21 protein-coding genes and 2 pseudogenes are annotated in these 22339 nt (G+C 64.1%); 12 read left to right on the top strand and 11 right to left on the bottom strand.

The window, feature by feature from the left end:
• Positions 1-713: LysR family transcriptional regulator (locus tag VML93_RS07535; protein WP_325609227.1), on the bottom strand; the 713-nt coding region annotated here is incomplete at its 3' end.
• Here VML93_RS07535 and VML93_RS07530 point away from each other — a divergent pair.
• The 3 genes and pseudogenes from VML93_RS07530 to VML93_RS07520 form a co-directional block, all read left to right on the top strand.
• Positions 639-1121: pseudogene (locus VML93_RS07530) on the top strand (SDR family NAD(P)-dependent oxidoreductase); the annotation flags it as partial. The gene VML93_RS07535 and the pseudogene VML93_RS07530 sit on opposite strands and share 75 nt — an antisense overlap.
• Before the next feature lie 49 nt (positions 1122-1170).
• Positions 1171-1695 (top strand): hypothetical protein, encoded by a 525-nt coding sequence (locus tag VML93_RS07525; RefSeq protein ID WP_325609235.1) that lies wholly within the window; start codon positions 1171-1173, stop codon positions 1693-1695.
• Positions 1692-2456 (top strand): SDR family oxidoreductase, encoded by a 765-nt coding sequence (locus VML93_RS07520; RefSeq protein WP_325609233.1) that lies wholly within the window; start codon positions 1692-1694, stop codon positions 2454-2456. Before VML93_RS07525 ends, VML93_RS07520 begins: the two co-directional genes overlap by 4 nt.
• Before the next feature lie 32 nt (positions 2457-2488).
• Here VML93_RS07520 and VML93_RS07515 read toward each other — a convergent pair whose 3' ends face one another.
• Complete coding sequence (locus tag VML93_RS07515; protein ID WP_325609225.1) at positions 2489-2845, bottom strand: hypothetical protein; 357 nt, start codon at positions 2843-2845, stop codon at positions 2489-2491.
• Between the two features lie 96 nt (positions 2846-2941).
• On the bottom strand, positions 2942-3721 hold the full coding sequence (locus VML93_RS07510; RefSeq protein ID WP_325609224.1) for an adenylate/guanylate cyclase domain-containing protein: 780 nt from the start codon (positions 3719-3721) through the stop codon (positions 2942-2944).
• A gap of 91 nt (positions 3722-3812) precedes the next feature.
• Between VML93_RS07510 and VML93_RS07505 the strand changes: the two genes are divergently transcribed.
• From VML93_RS07505 to VML93_RS07490, 4 genes are all read left to right on the top strand, one after another.
• Positions 3813-5387, top strand: coding sequence for an HD domain-containing phosphohydrolase (locus VML93_RS07505; protein ID WP_325609222.1), 1575 nt, complete (start codon positions 3813-3815; stop codon positions 5385-5387).
• 74 nt (positions 5388-5461) lie between these two features.
• Complete coding sequence (locus VML93_RS07500) at positions 5462-7135, top strand: ATP-binding cassette domain-containing protein (protein WP_325609220.1); 1674 nt, start codon at positions 5462-5464, stop codon at positions 7133-7135.
• A 229-nt stretch (positions 7136-7364) separates the two neighbouring features.
• Positions 7365-7754: a hypothetical protein gene (locus VML93_RS07495; RefSeq protein ID WP_325609218.1), complete on the top strand. Its 390-nt coding sequence runs from the start codon at positions 7365-7367 to the stop codon at positions 7752-7754.
• Positions 7755-7775: 21 nt separating this feature from the next.
• Complete coding sequence (locus tag VML93_RS07490) at positions 7776-9011, top strand: cytochrome P450 (RefSeq protein WP_325609216.1); 1236 nt, start codon at positions 7776-7778, stop codon at positions 9009-9011.
• Between the two features lie 803 nt (positions 9012-9814).
• On the opposite strand, the gene VML93_RS07485 is transcribed toward VML93_RS07490, so the two are convergent.
• Together VML93_RS07485 and VML93_RS07480 are read right to left on the bottom strand one after the other, a co-directional pair.
• The gene (locus VML93_RS07485; RefSeq protein ID WP_325609214.1) at positions 9815-10018 is read right to left on the bottom strand and encodes a cold-shock protein; all 204 of its coding nucleotides are present in this window, start codon (positions 10016-10018) and stop codon (positions 9815-9817) included.
• A gap of 179 nt (positions 10019-10197) precedes the next feature.
• The gene (locus VML93_RS07480; RefSeq protein ID WP_325609212.1) at positions 10198-11832 is read right to left on the bottom strand and encodes a fatty acyl-AMP ligase; all 1635 of its coding nucleotides are present in this window, start codon (positions 11830-11832) and stop codon (positions 10198-10200) included.
• A 668-nt stretch (positions 11833-12500) separates the two neighbouring features.
• On the opposite strand from VML93_RS07480, the gene VML93_RS07475 reads away from it, so the two are divergent.
• Both VML93_RS07475 and VML93_RS07470 read left to right on the top strand, forming a co-directional pair.
• Positions 12501-14135, top strand: a complete 1635-nt coding sequence (locus VML93_RS07475) for a fatty acyl-AMP ligase (protein ID WP_325609210.1) — start codon at positions 12501-12503, stop codon at positions 14133-14135.
• Between the two features lie 25 nt (positions 14136-14160).
• Positions 14161-14970 carry a GAF and ANTAR domain-containing protein gene (locus tag VML93_RS07470; RefSeq protein ID WP_325609208.1) on the top strand — a complete coding sequence of 270 codons (810 nt, stop codon included), beginning with the start codon at positions 14161-14163 and terminating at the stop codon, positions 14968-14970.
• On the opposite strand, the gene VML93_RS07465 is transcribed toward VML93_RS07470, so the two are convergent.
• The 4 genes and pseudogenes from VML93_RS07465 to VML93_RS07450 all read right to left on the bottom strand — a co-directional run bounded on the left by VML93_RS07465 (position 14961) and on the right by VML93_RS07450 (position 18413).
• Positions 14961-15710 carry a GAF and ANTAR domain-containing protein gene (locus VML93_RS07465; RefSeq protein WP_325609207.1) on the bottom strand — a complete coding sequence of 250 codons (750 nt, stop codon included), beginning with the start codon at positions 15708-15710 and terminating at the stop codon, positions 14961-14963. The genes VML93_RS07470 and VML93_RS07465 overlap by 10 nt on opposite strands.
• A 21-nt stretch (positions 15711-15731) precedes the next feature.
• The gene (locus VML93_RS07460) at positions 15732-16439 is read right to left on the bottom strand and encodes a GAF and ANTAR domain-containing protein (RefSeq protein ID WP_325609206.1); all 708 of its coding nucleotides are present in this window, start codon (positions 16437-16439) and stop codon (positions 15732-15734) included.
• A 146-nt stretch (positions 16440-16585) separates the two neighbouring features.
• Positions 16586-17391, bottom strand: a pseudogene (locus VML93_RS07455) (transglutaminase-like domain-containing protein).
• 494 nt (positions 17392-17885) lie between these two features.
• The gene (locus tag VML93_RS07450) at positions 17886-18413 is read right to left on the bottom strand and encodes a DUF5994 family protein (protein ID WP_325609205.1); all 528 of its coding nucleotides are present in this window, start codon (positions 18411-18413) and stop codon (positions 17886-17888) included.
• Between the two features lie 509 nt (positions 18414-18922).
• On the opposite strand from VML93_RS07450, the gene VML93_RS07445 reads away from it, so the two are divergent.
• The 3 genes from VML93_RS07445 to VML93_RS07435 all read left to right on the top strand — a co-directional run bounded on the left by VML93_RS07445 (position 18923) and on the right by VML93_RS07435 (position 20273).
• The gene (locus VML93_RS07445; protein WP_325609231.1) at positions 18923-19126 is read left to right on the top strand and encodes a cold-shock protein; all 204 of its coding nucleotides are present in this window, start codon (positions 18923-18925) and stop codon (positions 19124-19126) included.
• Positions 19127-19256: 130 nt separating this feature from the next.
• A complete protein-coding gene (locus VML93_RS07440; protein WP_325609203.1) occupies positions 19257-19391 on the top strand; it encodes a hypothetical protein in 135 nt (44 codons plus the stop codon).
• 438 nt (positions 19392-19829) lie between these two features.
• A complete protein-coding gene (locus tag VML93_RS07435; protein ID WP_325609201.1) occupies positions 19830-20273 on the top strand; it encodes a DUF5994 family protein in 444 nt (147 codons plus the stop codon).
• Positions 20274-20357: 84 nt separating this feature from the next.
• Here the strand turns inward: VML93_RS07435 and VML93_RS07430 are convergent, their stop codons facing one another.
• Positions 20358-21863 (bottom strand): wax ester/triacylglycerol synthase domain-containing protein, encoded by a 1506-nt coding sequence (locus VML93_RS07430; RefSeq protein WP_325609199.1) that lies wholly within the window; start codon positions 21861-21863, stop codon positions 20358-20360.
• A 132-nt stretch (positions 21864-21995) separates the two neighbouring features.
• Positions 21996-22202, bottom strand: a complete 207-nt coding sequence (locus tag VML93_RS07425) for a hypothetical protein (RefSeq protein ID WP_325609197.1) — start codon at positions 22200-22202, stop codon at positions 21996-21998.
• Positions 22203-22339: the final 137 nt, after the last annotated feature.

Here is a 22339-nt window from a genome sequence, read left to right as displayed (position 1 = left end):
AGTAGCTGCGGCACCACCGCGTGATACGGCACGGTCACCGCGGCGTTCCTGGACCTGCCCAACGCCGCCAGCTTGTGGTCGATATCGGGTTGCCCGCCGTCCATGACGTCGACGACGAGGTGGCGGCAGGTCAGGTACTGGTCAACAGTCAACGCGGTTGCGTCCGCCATCGGGTGAGCCGCATCCACGACGCAGACGAACCGCCCGACCAGCAACTCCTGCGCGCTCAAATCGTCTCCCGCATAACGGCCGAACAGGCCCAGGTCCGCCGAGCCGCGCCGGATCTGCTCGGCCACCCGGTCGTATCGCCAGCTATGGAAACGCACCGGGGCTCCGGGTGCGTCGGCCAGTAGGCGCCGGCAGATGGCTGACCCGAAAGCGGTGACGGCGTAATCTGTTCCGGCGAGCTCGATGGGACGATCGGATTCACCGGGGTCGAACCGATCCGGGGCGAGCAGCGATTCCAGTTGCGGGACAACGGTTGCGAGTTGGTCGCGCAGGCTCCGGCCACGCTCGCTGAGCCGGTAGCCGTCGGGCTCGCGGATCAGCAGCGGATCGTCGAGCACCCGACGCAACCGCTGCAGCGCCCGGCTCATCGCGGGCTGGCTGAGACCGACGCGGTCGGCTGCCCGCGACACATGCCGCTCTTCAAGCAGCGCGACCAGCGGCCCGATCAGGTTCAGATCCACCCGATCAATATGCGCTGTAAGCATGGTATCCATCATAGATATGCATGTGACAAATCGCTGCAGCGTTGGCAGGCTCTAGGCATGGATGTCAATGCGAAGGTCGTTCTAGTCACCGGTGCGTCCAGCGGGTTCGGTCGGCTGATCGCCGAGGCCCTCGCGCGCGCCGGACACATCGTTTATGCGTCGATGCGGGATACCGCGGGGCGCAACGCCGCTCAGGTCCAGGCACTGGCGGAACTGTCGGCCACACAGGGCATCGAGATACGTGCAGTCGAAATGGATGTGCAATCACAGTCCTCGGTCGACGCCGCGGTCGATCGCCTGATGTCCGACAGCGGACACATCGACGTCGTGATTCACAACGCCGGGCACATGGTCTACGGCCCGTCCGAGGCCTTCACACCCGAACAACTCTCCCAGCTGTACGACGTCAATGTCGTTGGTACCCAACGGGTAAACCGTGCGGTCCTGCCGCAGCTGCGTGAGCAGCGGGTTGCTGGTGTGGATCGGAAGCAGCAGCAGCGCCGGCGGAACACCGCCCTACCTCGGCCCGTATTTCGCCGCGAAGGCCGCCATGGACGCACTGGCCGTCAGCTACTCCCGCGAACTCACGTTGTGGGGAATAGAGACCTCCATCGTCGTTCCCGGCGCGTTCACCTCCGGAACGAATCACTTCGCGCACGCCGGCGCACCGGCCGACCAGTCGGTCGCCGACGCCTACGAGGCCGGCCCCTACGCGGGATTCACGTCGCGCGTCGAGAAGGCGTTGAGCGCCATCGTTCCGCCCGACGCCGATCCGGGCGCTGTCGCCCGAGCCGTCGTGCAGGTCGTCGACACACCGATCGGCACCCGCCCGTTCCGCGTGCACATCGACCCCAGCCAGGACGGAGCCGACGTCGGGTTCGCCGTCCTGGACCGCCTGAAGGCAGAGATGCTGCACCGGATCGGACTTTCCGAACTGCTCACCACCGCAACACAAGTCAGCACGGAAGGAGCATCCACGTGAACATCACCGGCAACACCGTCTTCATTCCCGGCGCGACCAGCGGGATCGGCCTGGCGCTCGCGCTGCGGCTACGCGACAAAGGCAACACCGTGATCGTCGGGGGCCGGCGGACGGAACTGCTCGAGCAGATCGCCACGGAACACCCCGATATCGACACGATCCAAATCGACACCGCCGACGGGGCAAGTGTGCGGGCCGCCGCCGCGCAGGTGCTCGAGCGTCATCCCAACCTCAACGTCGTCGTCGCGATGGCCGGCATCATGAAAATCGAGGACTGGCATCACCCCGAGTCGTTCCTCGGGTCCGCGGAATCGGTGATCAGCACCAACGTGCTTGGCCCCATTCGCCTTATCGCCGCGTTCATCGAACATCTCCAGGCCCGGCCCGACGCCACCGTCATCACCGTCTCCTCCGGCCTGGGCTTCGCGCCACTGAAAGTCACCCCCAGCTACAACGCGTCGAAGGCGGCCGTGCACATGCTCACCGAGTCGCTGCGCCTGCAACTGGCCGACACCACGGTCAAGTTCATGGAGCTGGTGCCACCCTCGGTGGCCACCGATCTTGTTCCCGGACAACGGGAAAGCGAATTCGCGATGCCACTCGACGAGTTCGTCGACGAGGTTGTCCAGCTACTGGACACCCAACCCGATGCCAAGGAGATTCTGGTGGAGCGGGTGAAATTCCTGCGCTTTGGGGAGGCGCGCGGTGACTACGACCAGGTGGTGACGGCGCTTAATGCCGCCGACCCGCGCAGCAACTGAGTCTCCGCCTGGCGTGGCGCGACACCTGGTGCCTACAGGAGCGGAGAGTAGGTGGCTTGCAGGTGCTCCAACAGAACCTGCAAGCGGCGCTCATAGTCGGTGATCGCGCCGCCGGCTCTGGCCGAGTCGCCGGGCTGAGCGGTTCCGATGTCGAGGGTTTGCTCGCTTTGCCGGCCAAGGACGCGCGACAGATCCGAAAGCAGGCTCTCGTAGTCTTCGATCGCCCTCTGCGAGTCGCCGGCTTTCGCACGGTCGCGCGCGAGTTGGGCCCGTTTGACCAGGGTTTCCGGGTGGTCGCTGCCGCGCAGTTGGGTCACCCGCGCCACGGCCTGTTCCGATGCGCGCACAGCGGCGGCGGGTGTCCGGGGATCGGATCCGGCCGGGACCATCGACGTCTCCTCTCGTGCAGGTGTTCAGGTTAACGGCTGGAGTGGCGCCCGGCACGATAAGTCGACGACCCGATACACGGCGTTAACCCGCCGTGTTCACCTGCCCAACACGAAGGAGTCGACGGGCTGGTGGTGTCCGCGCAGGTTCAGGCGCCGCTGCAGCGTCTTTCCCATCAGCTCATCGGCCACGCCCGAGGCAACGAGCAGCTCCCCGCCGGCGGCGTGCTGTTGCATCCGCGCCGAGACATTGACCGTGTCACCCAGCGCGGTGAAGTCGACCACCGCGCCCCCGACGTTGCCGACATACGCGATGCCCGCGTTGACCGCCACCCCTAACTCGAGCCAGGGTCCCTCGTCACTGCCGTACCCGACCGCTTCGAGCAATTCCATGCCCGCCAGGACCGCGCGGCGCCGGTACTGCGGGCCGCTAATCCCTTGGACAAAGAACGCCATGATCTCGTCGCCGATGAGCTTGTCGATCACCGCGTCATGCCGCAGCAGGGTCCGGGTCGCGGCAATGTAGAACCGGTTGAGCAACGCGGCGAAGTCCGCGGCAACCCCGCGCTGGCCCAAGGCCGTGGAACCGCGAACATCGGCGAACAGGACCGCCACGTCGACCTCGGCCCCACCCCGGGGCAGCGCGTCACAACATCGGCTGCACAGGTTGGGGTTCTTACGCGACGGAGTGAACCCGGCAGCTGCGAAAGCCCGTCCGACTGGTCCGCCAAACGGGTTGTTGCAGACCTTGCACCGCGGCGCCGACGGCAGATAGCGAAATACCCGTCGCGCCCTCACCAAAGGCGCGTGGCCGTCCGTCAGCAGCTTGTCCCACGGGTGCCGCGGAACGGTCTCGCGTGGCATGTTTACGGTAGTCATACGGAAATGGTTGCCTCGGCGCCGTTTCAGCGCATGAGGCATCCGCCTCAAAGCCGCGCGACGGGCGTCATGTTCAGGCCAGAATTAGTGCGTGCACCCGACCGCGACGCTGCATGGCTCGACAAAGGGCCTGCGCAGAGCCGAGTTGCTGGCGGCGATATCGCTGGCGATCGACCTCGGTCTGGGGCAGCCGATGGAACACATGCTTCGGTCATCATTGATCGCAACGCGCGTCGCCGAGCGAATGGGCCTCGACGCCCAACACCGGGCCACGGTGTACTACGCCAACCTGCTTTGCTGGATCGGTTGTCACGCCGACTCCCATGAACTTTCGGCGATCTTCGGCGACGACATCGCCTACCGGGCCGACACATACGCGGTGGACATGACCGGGCTGCCCTTCCTGCGTCTGATGGTCAGTCATGTGGGTCGCGGATTGCCGAGCTGGGAGCGCGGCATCCGGTCGGCTGCTTTTGTGCTCACGGCACGAAACCAGGTTGCCAAGCTGATCCATTCGCACTGCAGTTCCGCCGGTGTGCTTTCCGATCGGATGGGCCTGGACCGAGAGGTCGGCGAGGCGCTGGCATACGTCTTCGAACGCTGGGACGGCCGGGGAATGCCGAACGGCGCTCGCGAAGAGGATATTCCGGTCGAGATCCACATTGTCCACCTGGCCGATGTCGTCGAGGTGCACTTGCGCACCGGAGGTGTTCAAGCGGCGGTCGATGTCGTCCGCTCCCGGCGTGGCACCCAATTCAGCCCGGCGGTCGTCGACGTGTTCGAACGTGACGCCGCTGCGATTGTCGACGGGCTGCTCGAAATCGATGTCTGGGCCGCGGTATTGTCACAGGCGCCGGACCGCGACCGCATTCTCGACGATGCCGAGATCGACGAATTGCTCAGGGCTATAGCAGATTTCGTCGACTTGAAGTGTCCGTGCTCGCCGGGTTACTCGCGTAACGTCGGTGATCTGGCGGCCGGCGCAGCCCGGCACCTGCGGATGCCGTCGACCGACGTCACGCGCCTGTATCGGGCGGGCCTCGTGCACGGCCTCGGCAGGTTGGGGGTGTCCAACCAGATCTGGGAAAAGAAGGGACCGCTCACCACCGCGGAATGGGAGCGGCTCAGGATGTACCCCTATCTGACCGGACGGATCCTGAGCCGAGTCGGCGGCCTGGAGTCGGTCGCGTCGCTGGCGACACAGCACGAGGAGCGGATCGATGGGTCCGGGTTTCCCCGAGGGCTTGCCGGCGCCGAGTTGAGTGTGCAGGATCGGTTGCTGGCCGCGGCGGTGGCGTATCACCAACTGCTCGAACCACGCCCGGATCGGCCCGCCCTGGATGCCGACGGTGCCGCCAGCCAACTGCGCGGCGAGGCACGCGCCGGACGCCTCGATCCCGAGTCGGTGGACGCCGTCTTGGCGGCGGCCGGCCATCGGGCATCGCGACGCACGCCGTGGTCGGGCGGGCTCACCGCCCGGGAGGTCGACGTGCTCAGGCTCGTCGCGCAGGGGCGGTCCAACCGCGAGATCGCCGGCGAACTGGTCATTGCCGAAAAGACGGCGCGCAACCACGTCGAACGCGTCTACGCCAAGCTGGGCGTCAACAACCGCACGCAGGCGACGCTCGCCGCGATCGACCGCGGGCTGGCCGGGCGCGAGCCTTAACCGCGCGAGCAGACGCGGCAACTTGGGGCAAACGCCTCATGCGACCACGGCGCCCGGCGACCGATGATCGCGACATGAACAAGCAACTACAAACCGAATCCTTAGGCGCTCCAACGCGTGGCACCCGGGTCGATGCGGTCAACGTGAGCCGGCGCATCGGCACGCGCCAGATCCTTCAGGAATTATCGCTGTCCATCGAACCGGGCGAGTTGGTCGCCATCGCCGGCGGCAGCGGCGCCGGCAAGACCACGTTGCTGGAGGTCCTCGCCGGACTACAACCGCCGACCGCCGGCGAGGTTCGCCACGATGGCGTCGCGCGCGGTTCCCGAGTCAGCCCCGAGCTGCGCATCGGCTTCGTGCCCCAGGACGACATCATCCACCTCGAGATGCCACTGCGCCGGACGTTGCGCTACGCGGCGCGGCTACGGCTGCCCGCGGGTACGCCGGCCGCCGAAGCAAACCGGATCGTCGAAGAGACCATGCAAGATCTCGACCTGGCCGACCGGGCTGACGTGCCGGTCCGTGCCCTGTCCGGCGGCCAGCGCAAACGGGCCAGCATCGCAGTGGAGCTACTGACCCGTCCGCGCCTCTTCTTCCTCGACGAACCCACCTCAGGGCTAGATCCGTCGACCGCCGCGGACGTGATGCGCCTGCTGCGCCGGCTCAGCCAACGCGGGGTCACCGTGGTCCTCACGACGCACGAGCCGGCCGCCATTGACCGGTGCGATCGGGTGGTGTTCCTGGCTCGCGACGGCCACCACGCCTTTACCGGTACGCCGACCGAGGCTCGGCGCTGCTTCGACGTGGCCGATCTGGACGAGGTGTACGAGCGGCTGGCGGGCGAACACGCCGCCATCTGGGCCAGCCGTTGCGATACGAGAGCCCTGCCGGGTGCGGCTCAGCCGCCCCTTGCAGACATCGCACGCACGGGCAAAGTCCGGCAATGGTGGCTGCTCACCCGGCGCAATGTTGACGTCCTCGTCCGCAACCGGCTGACCCTGGCGGTGCTGCTCGGCTCACCGGTACTGGTCACCGCGATGATGGCCACACTGTTCAAGCGCGGCGCGTTCGATCCACGCAGCGCAGCCGACGTCGGCCCGGCTCAAATCGTGTTCTGGATCGCCTTCGCCGGCTTCTTTTTCGGCCTGACCTACGGTCTGCTTCAGATCGTCGGCGAGATGGCTGTTTTCCGGCGGGAACGCCTGGCCGGGCTGAGCGTGGGCGCCTACGTGGCATCCAAAATCACTGCGCTGCTTCCGGTATTGGCCGCGGTAAGCGCGGTGCTGCTCGGTGTGCTCCGCGTGCTCGGACGACTGCCCGCCGTCGGCTGGGACGTGTACGCGCTTTTGTTCATGACGATTGTGGTCGAGGCGACCTCGGCGCTGGCTCTGGGGCTCCTCGCCTCAGCCGCGGTGTCCAACGCTGCGCAGGCCGCCCTCGCCCTGCCGATGCTCTGCTTCCCCCAGGTTCTGTTCGGTGGCGCCATCGTCCCGGTAGACCAGATGGCCACCCCGGGACGTCTGATGAGCCTCGTTCTTTCCAATCGCCACGCCTTCGACGCATTGGGTCGCGAACTGGATCTCGACCGTTACACCGCGACGGTGCCGGCCATGTCCGCCTATCACGACACCTTCCACGGAGGCACCGCCGCCAGTTTCACCGCGCTCGGCATGTTCGCCGTGGTCCTGACGCTGGTCACGGCGTGGGTGCTCGATCGGCGCTCCGCGCCCGGCGCATCGCGGCGCTGACACGACGCTGACACGACCATGCGATTTTTACGATTCGTATGACACCAGCACGGCCGGGTGGTGCATTTCATCGCTAACCCGACCTGCCGGCCGTGTCAAAGTCCTTATTCGGCAACCCCATATCGTTGACACAGGCCCACCTTGGCCATACATTATGTGAAAGGTGTCCGGCCAACAGGGCAGGTGAGCTATTGGACCTCATCGTCGTTAACAATCCCGCACATCTTCCGTGGCAGACCAATCTGTTCGCCTGCTGATGCTGACCATGTTCGTCGCGGCCGCGGTGTACAGCGTCGTGCAGTTCCGGCGTGGCCACCGCATTTACGGCGTGGTGTTGACGGCTGCGACCATCTACGGCCTGGTTCTGGCCGCGCTGCGTGCGGCGAAGCCGACCCGTCGCATCGAACCCTTCACCGCGGCAATAATTTTCACCTACGTAGCCAGCTTCGCGGAGATGGTGATCGCAAACGTAGTCTTCGAGCGCGGAATCACCCAATACATCGTCGTGCAGATCGTGGGCTTGATCCTGATGACCGCGGTGGCCCTGTTCCCGGTCTTGACCCGCCGTCAGGAAGGGCAACCCGCGGTCGACCAGCTGGCCAGTAGTACCGGGGCGTAGTTCCACCCGAAGGAGGCCGTCATGACCATCGGTACCGCTCCCGCAAGCATTTTCGACGCCGACCTGCCGACCCTGACGTACGCCGAGACCGAAACTCCCGCCGAGGTCTATCCCCGCCTGCAGGCGGCGCAACGGCTGGCCCCCATCGCGATGGGACCATTCGGGCCCGAAGTCCTCTCGTATCAGTTGGTCCGTTCCGTCCTGCGCGATAACCGGTTCCAGATCCCGCCCGGTTTGAACATGCTGACCCAGGGCATCACGTCGGGTCCGTTGTGGGACAAGGTGGTCAACAGCCTGCTGTGCCTCGAGGGGGACGCGCACCATCGGTTGCGCAGTCTGACGTCCAAGGCATTCACCCCTCGAGCGACGCTGCGGCTGCACGACACGATGGCCGACGTGATGAACGAACTGGTGGATCGGATCGCCGACGCGGGCCGCTGTGACGTCGTCACCGACCTCGCGCGGCCCTACCCCGTCCCGATCATCTGCGCGTTGCTCGGTGCGCCCCGCGAGGATTGGCAACAGTTTTCGCGGTGGGCCGACGACATCTTCAAGGCGTTCAGCTTCACTGTCGATCTACGCGAGGTCGAGCCCGTCGTGATGGGCGCTTGGCGGCAGCTCGACGACTACGTCGACGACATGGTCGCCCGGCGCCGGCACAGCCTGACCGAAGACTTGCTGTCCGATCTGATTCGCGCCGAGGATGACGGCGATCGCCTGAATGCCGACGAGCTGCGCATGCTCGCGGGAGGCCTGCTGCTGGCGGGGACGGACACCACCCGCAACCAGGTGGCCGCCTCGGTGCAGGTGCTCTGCGAGCACCCGGAACAGTGGGAATTGCTCCGGGGGCGGCCCGAATTGGTGATGCGGGCGGTCGAGGAGACCATGCGCCACTCGCCGATCGCGTGCGGAACGCTTCGCCTGGTGACCGAGGACGCCGAGCTGGACGGCTACATATTCCCGGCCGGGACCATGGTCCTGGTGAATACCGCTGCGGCCAACCGGGATCCGGTGGTCTACGACGACCCCGACCGCGTGGACATCGCCCGTGCGGCGGCACCGGCGATATTGACCTTCGGCGGTGGCATCCACTACTGCCTGGGCGCCAATTTGGCCAGGCGCGAGATCGCCGAAGCGCTGCACGTCATCGCACTCCGGATGCGCAACCCGCGGATCGCCGGACCCGCCCCGTGGAAGCCCATGGTGAGCCTGAGCGGGCCGACGAGTCTGCCGATCGAATTCGATACCCACCGATAAGTGCATCAACGGGTCGACCGATTACCACGTGCCCCTTGCGGCTCCGGCCGGGTGCCGGGTTTGTCAAACTGAGGATCGTCCGCGGTCGCGCATGCCGGTGCCACGAGATCCGAATTGTGGAATTATGCGCGTCAGCAGCGCCCCAGCCGCTGCCAGCGCCCGTAGCCACCAGGTGTAGACTAATGAATGGACCGTTTCCCTCAGCCATGATGCGTAACCGTAAATGCATTACACACGGGGTGCGATTCGGCCGTTGCCCGCTCTGCCACAATATGGTGGGTTGACCCCTGCAGACTCCTAAGGACATATATTCCATGGATTTTTCCAACTTGTTTTCCCACCCCCAGGAGCCTGAGTTTGTTTCTTCTGGCGACACCTCAACAGAGGCAGTGGAACACCCCACGTTCTCGGACCTGCCCCAGGCGAATACTCCGGTGCCACCAGCGTGAACGGTATTAGGGGTATGGAGCGTCTGGCGTGATGTACCTTACGGTCCCAGACGAACTGACCGTGCTCATCGAGGCTTGAGACGGCCGGTCGAAATCATCGATATCAAGATCAACTGGTCGTCGATCCAGGGGTGCCTAATCTGAGGCGATGAGTTGCGGCGCCAAGTCGATGCCCAGGTGACGCGACAGGCGTCGCCGAATCCAAGGGTACGACCAGCCGTCGCGCTACCAATTCCGAGCGCTTGACGCCCGAGCCGCCGAAACCCGAACGGCCCCAGGGCTGCACGACGGCGAGTTGTGTTCCGGTAGCTAATACACCGTGGGCTGGTGCGCCTTCGCCACACCAGCCCACCGTCATGTGTGGGTGAACCAGACGGCGGTCACTTTGACGGCCTGGGGACCTTTCGGCCCCTGCTCGATGTCGAACTGGACCCGCTGGCTTTCCTCGAGCGTGCGAAAACCGCTCCCCTGGACCTCGGAATAATGGACGAAAACGTCCTTCCCACCCTCGTCAGGTGCGATGAAGCCGAAACCCTTTTCACCTTTGAACCATTTCACAGTTCCCTATGCATTAACTTAACTTATCTCATTCAATGGATGCACCAAAAACATCCGTGGTCAGCATACACGAATAACGGTGAAACAACTTTTCGGGACATGAGCCTGCCCGCGTGGAAATCTTCGGCCGTAAAGCCCACCGAAGAGTGGTCAATCTCGATCGCTCGACCCGACCCGATTTAGCTCACAAGCATCAGAGCGTGCGCGCGTCGCAACTTTCCCGACGGTGTCTTTGGAAGCATCCCGGGCTCGAGCACCACCACATTGCGGGGTCGTACGTCGACCTCGGCGAAGATCTCGTGCACCACCTCCCGCTCGATGCGGCGCACTTCGGCGGGATCTTCATACTCCTTTGACTCGACCGCGACGGCGAACGTCTCGCGTGAAAGGCCGGCGTCCAACCGCACGGCCGCGGCGCCGCCCGGCCGAACTCCCGACACCCGGGCGGCGGCACGTTCAATGTCGCTCGGGTAAATGTTGCGGCCGGCCATGATGATGACGTCTTTGAGCCGGCCACACACCACGATGTTCCCGCTATCGGTGAGGTAGCCCAGGTCGCCAGTGTCGTACCACCCCTGCTCGTCCTGTGCCGAAACGAAACCAGCCACCGTCCTGTAGCCCTGGGTTACTGCTTTGCCGCGCAGCTGGATGACGCCGACGCCGCGGGCCGATAGGAAGTTCCCATCTTCGTCCACGATGCGCGCCTCGATGCCTTCTAGCGGTCGGCCAAGACAGGCCAGCCGTCGGATATTACCCCTGGTCGCCGGGACGGCCCGGTGTAGCGCGGAAAGCAGATCGGCGTCGACTTCGTCGATCATCATGCCCGCGCCGCACTCTGTGAACGAGACCGCCAGCGTCGTCTCGGCCATCCCGTAGGCGGGCACCATTGCCTCCGGCCTCAACCCGAACCGCGCGCCGGCGTCGCAGAGATCCTCGACGTCGGCGGCCTCGACCGGCTCGGCGCCCGAAAGCGCCCACCGCAGCGAAGAGAGGTCGAACTGGCCGGGCGCAGCCTGCCTGCGCAACCGTTTGGCCAACAGTTTGTAGGCGAAGTTGGGCGCGGCGGTCATCGTGCCCTTGTACTTGTCAATCAGCTTGGCCCACAACAACGTATCGCGGAGGAAGTCCATTGGCGTGACCTTGACCAGCTCGAGGCCGTAGAACATCGGCACGATCATGAAGCCGGTCATACCCATGTCATGAAAACAGGGCAGCCAGCTCACGGTCACGTCCGTGTCCGGGTCTAGCTTCGCACCGGTGAACATCCCCTCGGCGTTAGCCACGTAGTTTGCGTGCGTGATTTGAACCGCCTTGGGAGATCCCGTTGACCCGGACGTCAACTGCATGAATGCCAGGTCGTCGTCGCGGGTCTCGACCGGGTCGATCGGGTGGCTGTCGAGCAGTTGCCCGATGATCGCCACACGCATGCCCAATTCGGCCAGCACGGGCGCCGCCGGCATGAACGGGTCAGAGATGACCACGGCCTTCGCGTCGATCATCTTGACGACGGCGGTGGTCTCCTCCGACCAGCGCTGCAGGTCGGTGCGCGGAGTGGGCTGATGCAGCATGGTCAGGCTGGCACCCCGCATCCAGATGCCCTGCGCGGTCGGCGCGATCTCGGCCGGGTCACCGGCCAGCACGGCGACAGCGTCACCAGGTCCGACACCTGCCGCTGCCAGACCACCAGCGACTCGTCGAGCCCGCCGATGCACCTCTCCCCAGCTGCGCCGGACAGGCGCGTCCGGCTCGCCCGTAACCATGCCGTTGACGCTTAGCTGCGCAGTGGAAAATATGGCCTCGGTAAATTTGCTCACGGAAATCCCTCTGCCTTCAGGCGCGATGACGCGGCGTATTCGTACTCGGGAGGCAGGGACGCGCCCGTCACAGGGACGCGGCATCCGCGAATGGATTCTTAAGAGAATCGGCGGGGTGTCGAGTCCTGATGCGGCATTCCGCGACCCGATACCGATTGAGCCACTGGCGCTCGACTGACACCTGTCCCCACGTAAACGGGCAGGCACCGCGCAAGATCTTGGACCCTTCGTGTCGGCCTAATGTTCCGACACTCCCGGTGGAGGGGCGGCGCTGAGCATCTCGAACCCACTGACTGTACATACTCAGACCACAGAGAAGAGAACAACAGGCCGATTGTGGCGCCGATTGTTGCTGAACCCGACCGCGAAATACCACCCGCCAGCGGCCGAGAAGGGCCCGCCGCGTTGAGTTGATGCAGATGCGGGAGTCGACAGGGTACGGTGAACGCGGTTGATCCTCCAGCCTTCCGGAAACGTCACGGCGGCGATCTGGTTTCCCCGCCGACAGGCCTCAACCGGCCGATGTAAGCCGACGTGGTGTTGTGCTTTTCAGGCTGCGGGAGTGCCCCTTCGATGATGACCGGCTCAGTGTTATGCGGCGCGCCGCGCCGCTTCTCCGTGCCGATGTACAGCGGCCGCATCGTCGCCCCGGGGCCGAAGGCACTGCCGTGAGCCGATTCACCGAGACGATGTATAACAATGCCCACAGCAGTCTGAAGGGTATGAACACCGGTGAGCCGGACGCGCCGGCCCGGCGTAGCTGGCGCGAAGTGCACGAGCGGAGCCGTCGAGTAGCCGGTGGTCTGGCCGCGGCGGATGTCGGGCATGGCGATGCGATTGCCGTGCTGGCCGGCGCACCCGTTGAAATCGCCCCGACCGCGCAGGGCACCTGGATGCGCGGCAGTAGCCTCACGATGCTGCACCAGCCCACGCCACGCACCGACCTACAGCGCTGGGCCGAGGAAACCACGACCATCATCAAAATGATCGATGCCAAGGCGGTGGTGGTCTCCGATCCATTCACAGCCGCCGCACCGCTGCTTTCCCAACAGGGCACGAAGGTGCTGACGGTCGAACAGCTACTCGGTAGTCCCCCGATCGACCCGGTCGAAACCGACGACGACGACATAGCGCTACTGCAATTGACTTCGGGCTCAACGGGATTTCCCAAGGCCGTGCGGATCAGTCACCGCAATATCGTCGCGAACGCGGAGGCGATGTTCGTGAGTGCAAACGTCGACCGGGAATCCGACGTGATCATCAGCTGGTTGCCGTGCTTCCACGACATGGGCATGACCGGCTACTTGACGGTGCCCATGTACTTCGGCATCGAGCTGGTCAAGGTCACTCCGATGGATTTCTTACGCGACACCCTGCTGTGGGCGAAGCTCATCGACAAGTACAAGGGCACCATGACAGCGGCACCCAACTTCGCCTACACGCTGTTCGCCAAACGCCTGCGCAAGCAAGCTCAGCCCGGCCAGTTCGACCTGTCTACCCTGCGGTGGGTGCTATCCGGAGCTGAGCAAGTCGAGCCCAACGACGTCGAGGCCCTGTGTGAGGCCGGAGCGCCGTTCGGGTTGCGTCCAGAAGCGATCGTGCCCGCGTACGGGATGGCCGAGACGACCGTGGCGGTTTCGTTCACAGAGTGCGGGTCCGGCCTGACGATCGACGAGGTAGACGCCGATCTACTCGCCGTGCTGCACCGGGCCGTCCCGGCAGCCAAGGGCAGAACCCGCAGGCTGGCATCAGTGGGCCCTGTGCTCAAGGGGCTGGAAGCGCGGATCGTCGACCAAACCGGCGACCTGCTGCCGGCTCGCGGCGTCGGCGTTATCCAAGTGCGTGGCGAACCCGTGACACTCGGATACACGACGACCGGCGGCTTCGTCGCCGCACAAGACGAGCACGGTTGGTACGACACGGGCGATCTGGGCTATCTGACGGAGACCGGCAGCCTGGTGGTGTGCGGTCGCGTGAAGGACGTGATCATCATGGCGGGGCGAAACATATATCCGACCGACATCGAGCGGGCGGCCTACCGGGTTAACGGGGTCCGGCCGGGGTGCGCCGCGGCGGTGCGACTGGACGCCGGCCACGCCCGGGAGACGTTCGCGGTCGCCGTTGAATCCGAAGCCTGGGAAGACTCGGCGCAAGTGCGCCGCATCGAACGCCAGGTTGCCCACGAGGTCGTCGCCGAGGTCGACGTCCGGCCGCGCAACGTCGTCGTGCTCGAGCCGGGCCTTATCCCGAAGACGCCGTCAGGAAAACTGCGGCGCTCGCACGCCTCGGCGCTGGTCGGCTGATCGGCGCGTACATTTGTAGCTGACCATGGTCGACTACGACGCCCAGAACGGTCGCCAGCCGCCAGAGCAGCCGGAACCGTCCGCCGCGCAACTGGAAGCGGACGAAGTCGAGTTGTATGCCGGGTTGCGCGGGGTGGCCGGCCTAGTGGCAGGCGCCCGCGGGGTCAGCGAGCTGCTCGGCGAAGTAGCCGAGTTCGCGGTCAAGGCCATTCCCGGTGTCGATGGTGCAGGCGTGGTGTTGATCGACGCTTCCGAGGGCAGACCAGGCGTCCAGAAGTCGGCGTCCACGGTGGGGTTCGTCGACGAGATCGATCGCTTCCAGTACGACGAACTGGGCGAAGGGCCGGGCATCACTTGTATGCAGTCGCGGCGAGCCACCGTCAGTGGATCACTTGGGAGCGACAAGCGCTGGCCGCATTTCGGCGGCAGAGTGGCGCGGATGAGCGTGCATTCAGCGCTGTCGCTGCCGCTGATGGTTGGTGACGCGGTGATCGGGGCGATCAACTCGTATGCGAATAGCCGCGATTCGTTCGGCGAGCGCGCGGTGCGGTTGGGGTCACAATTCGCCGGACCTGCCGCGGTGTCAATCTACAACGCGCAACTACTCGCCAGAGCCCGAGATCGAACCGAACAACTACAGCGTGCCTTGGACAGCCGAGCGGTGATCGATCAAGCGATCGGCATCATCCGGAGCCGATCCGGTGTCGGCGCTCAGGTGGCCTTCGACCGCCTCATCCGGAAGAGCCAAGCCGAAAACGTCAAGCTGCATATGGTCGCGGAGCGACTGGTCGAAGAGGCCGTGCGGCGGGCCCAGGCGCGGCAACATCAGCCGTGAACCAGTCCGGACATCTCCGTCAGTAGCGCCGGACGGGAGGCCGGTTCCGCCATCAAGCGCCGCGAAACATCGGTCAGGTGACTGCCATTGGCACGCGCGTACCTCCGCAGCAAAGAAAACGCTTCGTCCACCGACACATCGAGGCGCGCGCGTAGGAAGCCCTTGGCCTGCTCGACGACAATGCGGCTGGTCAGCGCAGAGCGCAGCCGGGGTACCACCGTCGAGGGCGTGGGCGGCCGCTCCTGCAGGATCGCCACACACGCAACATGTGCCAGTGCCTGCGCGACAAGTAGATCGGCCTCACTGAGGTCACCGGGTCTTGACCCGAAGAAACCCAGGGCGCCCAACACAATGCCGGCGGCACGCATCGGTACCGCATGGACGGAAGCGACACCCGCCTCGAGCGCGGCCGGAACGAACCGTGGCCACCGCGAGGCTGAGTCGCGCAGTTCTGCGACCGAAACCGGTGTGCCGGTGGAATAACACTCGACGCACGGCCCTTCATCGGCTTGTAGCTGGAACAGTTCCAGTTCCCTGGTCTGCCCGGAGGTTGCGGCTAGCAGGTGGAGTTGTCCAAGCGGGTCGCTGAGCAACAACCCCGCCGCTGCGATATCCAGCAAGTCGGCGCAACGTTCGGTGAGTTCGGTGACCAGGTCGACGATGTCGAAGTCATCGAGCAGGGTGTCGACGAGCGATACGACCGCGTCCAGCACCCGGGTTTCACGAGGGGTTTCGGTCACCGCGCTCTCCTTTCGGATTCATCAGTCGGCGTCGAGGTTCAATCGCCGATCAAGAATGTCGCGGGCAACGTCGGTCGCGCTGCGGCCGGTGGCGTAGGCATGGCCACGCAACCGCACTAGCGCCTCGGCGGGCTCGATGTCGAGTTGACCGACGAGCATGCCGGTCGCCTGGCTGACCTCGGCACGGCTCAGCGCGTTGAATTCAACCCAGGCGTCGCTGTCCGGGTCGTTGACGGCAGCCTGCAAGTCGGAGCTGATGAGGTCCAGTAAGGGGATGCCGGCCAGCTCGGCAGCGACGAACGCACCGGCCAAATGGTCGGCCGCCAGTCCGCCGGGATGCGTGCGGAAAAGGTCGAGGGCGCCAACGTATGCTCCGGCCAACACGACCGGAATCGCGAATATGCCTCGGATCTGGTGGCCGAGCATCGCGGGGCCGTACGCCGGCCACCGAATCTCGCTGGAGCTGGCGAGGTCAGTGACGAGGACCGGGGAGCCAATCGCGACGCAGTCCAGGCAGGGTCCCTCGCCGAAGGTGAACTGAAGCTCGTCGTACACGCGCGCCGAGCCGCCACTGGAACCCAAAGTTCCGCTGGCGGCCCCTTCAAAGATCAGCGAAATGGCTGCGGCGTCAACGTCGAACAACATCACACAAGCCTCACAAAGCGAGTCGGCGGCCGCTGTCCCGCGCCGGCCGTCGACGGCCGCCCGTAGCTGCTCGCGGATCGCCACACTTAGCCGAACGAGGGTCGGGCGTCGGCAGCAGTGCCAGCGTTCCCGTGATTTCGACGTGGCAACGTCATCCCTCCACCTTCCACTAGTTCTAGCGAATTTACGAATTTGGGTGCAAAAGACCAGCCGCTGTTCCCTGATACGATTCAGCCGATCGACATGAGCTGGTCGATCGAGTCCCTGGCGAGATCGCCGTCAACGACCGCCGTCACCTCGAGCTTATTGAGGTTGATCGCGCCCTTATGCTTGGCCAGAAAGGCGATGTCCGCGGCATCGCGCCCGGTGGCGATGCGCATCAACGACTGCCGTGGTGCCAACAAGGTCCCGTCGACCACTCGCCATTGGCCCTCGACGAATGCCTCAGCGACGGCATGGAAGTCCATCGGGTACAGACCCGGCGCGTACACCGCAACCACACGGGCGGGCACATAAACGGCCCGCAGCAGTGCTACCACCAAGTGTGCGAAGTCACGGCAATACCCCGGCACCGGCAAGCATGGTCTCCACCGCCCCGTCAATCGGGTCGCTGGAGCCCGGTACGTATTCCAGCCGGTTGCAAACCCACAGGGACACCCGCTCCAGCAGAGCTGCCGAGTTCGAGGTAATTTCCGAATTCCGTTGTAGCAAAACCATATAACTTATCTTCCTCGGCGTAGCGGCTGGGGCGCAGATACATGGACAGGTCGTATTCGGTCACCGGCGCCGGATCGGTCCGGCCGACGATGGTCGGGGCGTAATTGACGGCCAAGTTGCCCAACGGCACGTCCAACTTGTGGATTCGGGTGCAGTGCGCACCGCTGATCTCTAAGGGCTGGACCAGATTTCCGTCCAACACGAACGACAATCGCCCCGAAACTTCAGTGTTCGGATGCGGCGCAACGGCAATCTGGAACCCAAGCGTTGTCGGAGCGGTGATCTCGACGTCGAGCTCCGCGGCAACCTCGCGCTTCATCGCGTCGACGAAAGCCGGGAGCAGGGTTGACTACCAAGCATTCGACCACTACGGCTACTCTCCGGGGTTTCCCCGCCCCTGTTGGATCCCACATCGACTGTGCCGCAGGGATATCGAACCTGTGCGCGATTTTTTGCATGAGTTATGTCGCTGGCCGCCAACGGAATACGGCTCGCTGTCGGAGGATCTGTGTCATGCCCGCCTCGATCTGCCCGCGGTACCGAGCTGTGCGTTGGATTTGAGAAAACGCTCCACGTTGCCGAGTCCCGTCTTGCATTTCCCCACTTATTCTTCGCCTTTCATCATGGCCTCGGTTGGGTAGTGGGCACGCATTGTGTCGGTTATCCCCTCACCGCGCCATGGTGACCGATGCGCCGCCAAACAAACCTGGTTCGAGATCTATCCGGTGTCTTGCGGCCGATCTCACCATGTGAACAACCGGATGTATTATCCGACAACAATCTCGACGTTCGGGGAGCTCCGGTAAGGGTGCATCAACCTGTGGCGACCGGATCTGGTGCACCGGCGTGCGCGAGACGAGCGGTCCCCAAGCGTCGTGCGCACAGCGCGCCCTCAGCACGCGCGGTACTCACTATGTGCTCGCCGGTCCGAAATTCCCGAGTGTCTCGCTCTCGAGGCATGATAGGAAGAGTCGCGGCTTGACGCAGCACCATGACGGCAAGCATGTTGGAGGTTCTGCACGGTACCACGAGCAGGCTCGCGGAGGCGGTCCTGCCGGTGACCATCATCAGACGGTGGTGGGCGATCACCGCGCTGGGATCCCTGATAATTCGGCAGTTCAGCGCGTCGAAATCTGGTGACCCTTCCCACGGTGACCAGTTGACGCTCATGGCAATGATTTCGCCTAGTCGCGCAGAGAGAGCATCGACCAACTCGGGAAGCTCTCCCGCTACCGACGCGGTGTGCGGCCACCACGCGCCGTCAAGGGACGACCCCAATTCGAACGCCAACGAAAGCCTGACCGGGCTGGCCAAGCGCCGGCCACGCACGTTTCCGTTCATGGTGCTGACAATGTCGCGGGTGCAACTGCGGCACACGCAGGAACACCCAATCGCCCGATTAAGCCTGAGCAGGTTGGGGCGAATGAATCCCGCACCGGCGCAAGACAACCCAACCACGACTCTCGGCGATCCATAGGCGATCCTTCACTTCGGGTTGACCCGACACACGAGTGCGGGGATCGACAAACGAAGCCAATCGCAGACGACCATTTTACGGCGGTGGTCGCACCCGAGATCAGCGTTGGCGACGAAATGTTCTCTGTCAACACTACACCCCGCGGGTCACAACCGCGGTTATTCCGGCTTCATGGCAAAAGCATTTCGGCGCTCAACCGGCTTCTATGTACGTACCGACGGTGCGCGCCAAGACCGAAATGCGCGAAATCCGCGGTGCCACGCAATAGATCGCACCACCAGAGCCGGGCCGGGCTGCGACGCTTGACCGTGCTACCCTGACGCAGGATGTCTTTCCGGATATCCATCCTGAAATGAGAGAAGTTGCAAAGAGTATGACACAGGGAACTGTGAAGTGGTTCAACAGCGAGAAAGGCTTCGGTTTTATCGCTCCTGACGGCGGCGCAGAGGACGTGTTCGTTCACTACTCAGAAATCAGCGGGAGCGGTTTTCGGTCGCTTGAGGAAAACCAGCGCGTTGAGTTCGAGGTCGGTCAAGGGGCCAAGGGCCCTCAGGCCGTGGGAGTGACAGCCGTTTAGCGAGCTACTTCGTCATTTGTGGGCTGACAGGCAGACGCCTGGCAGCCCACATCCGTTTGGACGCCCGAACCAGAGCAGGCGTACGCTCCGGGGACCGGGACCATCCAGGCCCCATCGGAAGGGGTCCGTGATGTCTGATAAATCTCCTCGGCAATCTCTGAGCAAGAAGCAGAGCGTGACGCTCAAACAAAAGCGCGCCGTCAAGCGCGCTAAGTCCGAGCAGGCAACGCCCAGTGCCGATGTGCCGAAGAAGAAACACGGCTGAGACCGACCAGCAGGGGGTTTGCCTGCCGTCGACATCTCACGGAGAGCAGTCACGAATTCGCCAGCGATACGGGTTATTTCGCGAGGCTCGGGGTTTCTGGTGCTTTAGCGATCGCGGCCAATGGCGGTTGGACATCCCGTAGCACATTTGCCGAGGATAGCGCGATCCAGGTGACCACGATCGTGGACCGGTCTAGCACAACTACATAGCCGGGTGGTGGAAAAACTTGAGCTGCAACATGTCCCGGGTGGGGCGAAACGCTGCCGGCCAGCCACACGACACGGTGGCCGAGTGTGACCCCTGGTCGACTCCTCCCTCAACTGCCGGGTGCGAGTAGTATCGGCGACATCGGTGGTATGTCGCACACAACCGTTTGAGATCGTGTCATCGCCGATTTAACTAATCCGGCCGCTTCGCGGCCGCAGACAGGAGCGTCTCATGACGCGAACCCGAGCCCGAAGCGCAGTTCGTTCCAAGCACCTACCGCCCGAGAACACGCCGCGGTTGCGTCTAAAGCCCAAGGCACCCGTTAGCGGATATGTCGACGGCGCCTGGTGGCCGCACAGTGATGGCCTTCCGGTTGAACTTCCAGACCTGCTGGCGGTGCTATCGGTACGACTCGGTCATGTCGATCGGGTGATATACAACCTCGACGAATGGGCGAGTGCACCTGCGAAACTATCGATCGGTGGAAGAGTTGTCCGGCTCTGCGGCTACCACCGACAGCCGATCAACACCGTCGAAGTACTCGGACTCAACCGCGCCAAGGTAGTCCTGTTAGTCGTGCCTGCTGACACCGACCCAGACCGCGCACACGACATCATGATGACTGCGGCGGCCCCAAACAACGACTCGGCGACCGACTGCTTATTGCACGCCTAGCGCGCGCTACAGGGCCGCTAAAGGACGTGGCCCCGACCCGTTCATCAGCCTGATCAGCCACCGAACATCACCAATGCACCGCTGTCACGGATGCCAGCTGCGCGAACCTCGGGGGACATGTGACGTCATCCGCGTGACGACTGATCGGCCCTGTCCGCGGGGCGATTTTTCCGCGGCCGCCAATAACATATCGACGGATTCAGCCATGCCCGTTGCGATCTCACCTACGGCGGGCACGTTATCGGGGCACACGCACACGCTCACATCCATCGCGTCGCCGCGCGCAGTCAGCGTGATACCCAACCCGCAGCCTTCTCTCAATGGCGCCACGGTGTGCATACCCACAACTTTGGCTCCGCCGCAGTACGCAGGCGCCGGCTGACCGGAAACAAACGATAGGGTACCGTGGCAGCTTGCTCGATGCCGTTGCCGGATTCCGGATGCGGCGTACAGCCTTATACCTGCCCGGACGACGGCCGGTGGAAGCAGAGCCGCGATGTGTGTCAAATCAAAACTTGGACAGTCCTTTTCACAGTCGTGCGTACGCGCGATGTTCAGACATTCAGCCGCGGTGTGCAGATTGGTGAGCACCTGCACCGGGTCGTCGAGCTGCACCGGGATGCGAATTCCCATAGAGCCCAACGGATCGCCAAAGGTAATCGAATTGGACCGCGACAGCGCGAACGGCATCTGAATCAGTAGCGGATGGTCGGGTACGTTGTCGTGGCGTTGTAGCCAGGCGCGCAACGACATTGTGCAGGAGGCCAGGAGAACATTGGTGACGGTGCCCCCGAATGCGTAACTAACCGCCCTTAAGTCAGCCAGCGAGATCGAGGCGAAGGCCACTGCCCGCCGCTCGGTCAGCGGTGCGTTGAACACATTGTGCGGCACTGGCCCGCTCATCGACGACACGGCTGCGGGCGTCGGGTCGGGTTCGCTCGTACCACGCCATTGACGGTGCCCGACCTGCAGCAGATCAGAAAGCGCCGCGACTGCCAACCAAAGGCCGCTGACGTAGTTCTCGACAAGTTCGGTCATCGTGTCTATGACGAGTTCGCGTGGACGCAGCGTACCCAAGCTCGGCTGTGTGAGTTGACCTTTGGCCGGGTCGTCGGGTGAACCGGACCGCAAAAGCCGCGACCACATCGACACTGCGCCGACGCCGCCGTCGTCCAGTGCAGGCGACATCTTCACCGCCACAGCCCAATGACCGCCCGTCAGGCCGTCGATGCTCCATGCTTCCCAGAGTGTTTCGGGGCGACCGTAGGGTCTGGTGCTCAGCTGTGCGATGAAGTCGTCGAACTCGCGCGGGCCGCCAGGGGCGTCGATGGTTGCGCTATGAATTTGGGACGCCGGGTCGTAGTCGTCGATCTGAGCCCACAAGGGCTGACCCATTCCTAGCGGCTTGCCTACCAGCCTGCTTCGGAAGCGCGCCAGTTGCGGCAGCGACGAACCCAGCATCCGGTGTATCCGCTGATGGCTGAGCCGATCTGACGGCTCGATGACAATCACCGAGACAGTGTGCGCCGGGATTGCCGAATTCTCGAGGAGCATCCGCATCGCATCCGCCTTAGACAACCGGGTAACCATCAGTGCGGCCTCGCGTCGCCGGTGGAAATCCCTTGTGCCAGCAGGCAGGCTGCGGTAACGGGATGTCGCAGGATAAGCTGTGTCGACAATGGGATGGTCATACTGCTTGTCTCAGTTGTCTTTTCAGCTCGGTCAGTTGAGTCTCGAGTTCGACCACAGCGTGTGCGACCACGCTCGAGGCCGTGCTGCGCGCGAAGCCGTGGTGGTGGGCCCCGCGGCGGCGGCATTATCGTGGTCCTCGCGCCGCCGCAGCAGGCGGCGCGAGACCGGGCCTTCGGCCGGCGTCTCGTCAATCCCGAAATCGCTGAATCCCTTGAAGGCTGGGTCGTCACTTGTCATTGCCGACTACCTAACGTGTAGTTTCGACGGCGGCGGGTTGCCAGGAAGTCGCACAGACCAACCCTTCCCGACCGACGCTGATCCGGAGCCACCGACGGCGCCGCCCGTTCACGAGCTGCCGCCTGATGCGATTACAT

The sequence above is a fragment of the Mycobacterium sp. genome, from assembly GCF_035499775.1.
In the GTDB taxonomy this organism is placed as follows: domain Bacteria; phylum Actinomycetota; class Actinomycetes; order Mycobacteriales; family Mycobacteriaceae; genus Mycobacterium.
The sequence above is the reverse complement of the archived record's forward strand: the minus strand, read 5'-3'. Positions and strand labels throughout refer to the sequence as shown.

Bases quoted from the DNA above. Each gene is read 5' to 3' on its own strand.
- VML93_RS07515 (WP_325609225.1), bottom strand. From the start codon at position 2,845: ATGGTCCCGGCCGGATCCGATCCCCGGACACCCGCCGCCGCTGTGCGC.
- VML93_RS07510 (WP_325609224.1), bottom strand. From the start codon at position 3,721: ATGACTACCGTAAACATGCCACGCGAGACCGTTCCGCGGCACCCGTGG.
- VML93_RS07500 (WP_325609220.1), top strand. From the start codon at position 5,462: ATGAACAAGCAACTACAAACCGAATCCTTAGGCGCTCCAACGCGTGGC.
- VML93_RS07490 (WP_325609216.1), top strand. From the start codon at position 7,776: ATGACCATCGGTACCGCTCCCGCAAGCATTTTCGACGCCGACCTGCCG.
- VML93_RS07470 (WP_325609208.1), top strand. From the start codon at position 14,161: ATGGTCGACTACGACGCCCAGAACGGTCGCCAGCCGCCAGAGCAGCCG.
- VML93_RS07450 (WP_325609205.1), bottom strand. From the start codon at position 18,413: ATGAACGGAAACGTGCGTGGCCGGCGCTTGGCCAGCCCGGTCAGGCTT.
- VML93_RS07445 (WP_325609231.1), top strand. From the start codon at position 18,923: ATGACACAGGGAACTGTGAAGTGGTTCAACAGCGAGAAAGGCTTCGGT.
- VML93_RS07440 (WP_325609203.1), top strand. From the start codon at position 19,257: ATGTCTGATAAATCTCCTCGGCAATCTCTGAGCAAGAAGCAGAGCGTG.
- VML93_RS07435 (WP_325609201.1), top strand. From the start codon at position 19,830: ATGACGCGAACCCGAGCCCGAAGCGCAGTTCGTTCCAAGCACCTACCG.
- VML93_RS07430 (WP_325609199.1), bottom strand. From the start codon at position 21,863: ATGGTTACCCGGTTGTCTAAGGCGGATGCGATGCGGATGCTCCTCGAG.
- VML93_RS07425 (WP_325609197.1), bottom strand. From the start codon at position 22,202: ATGACAAGTGACGACCCAGCCTTCAAGGGATTCAGCGATTTCGGGATT.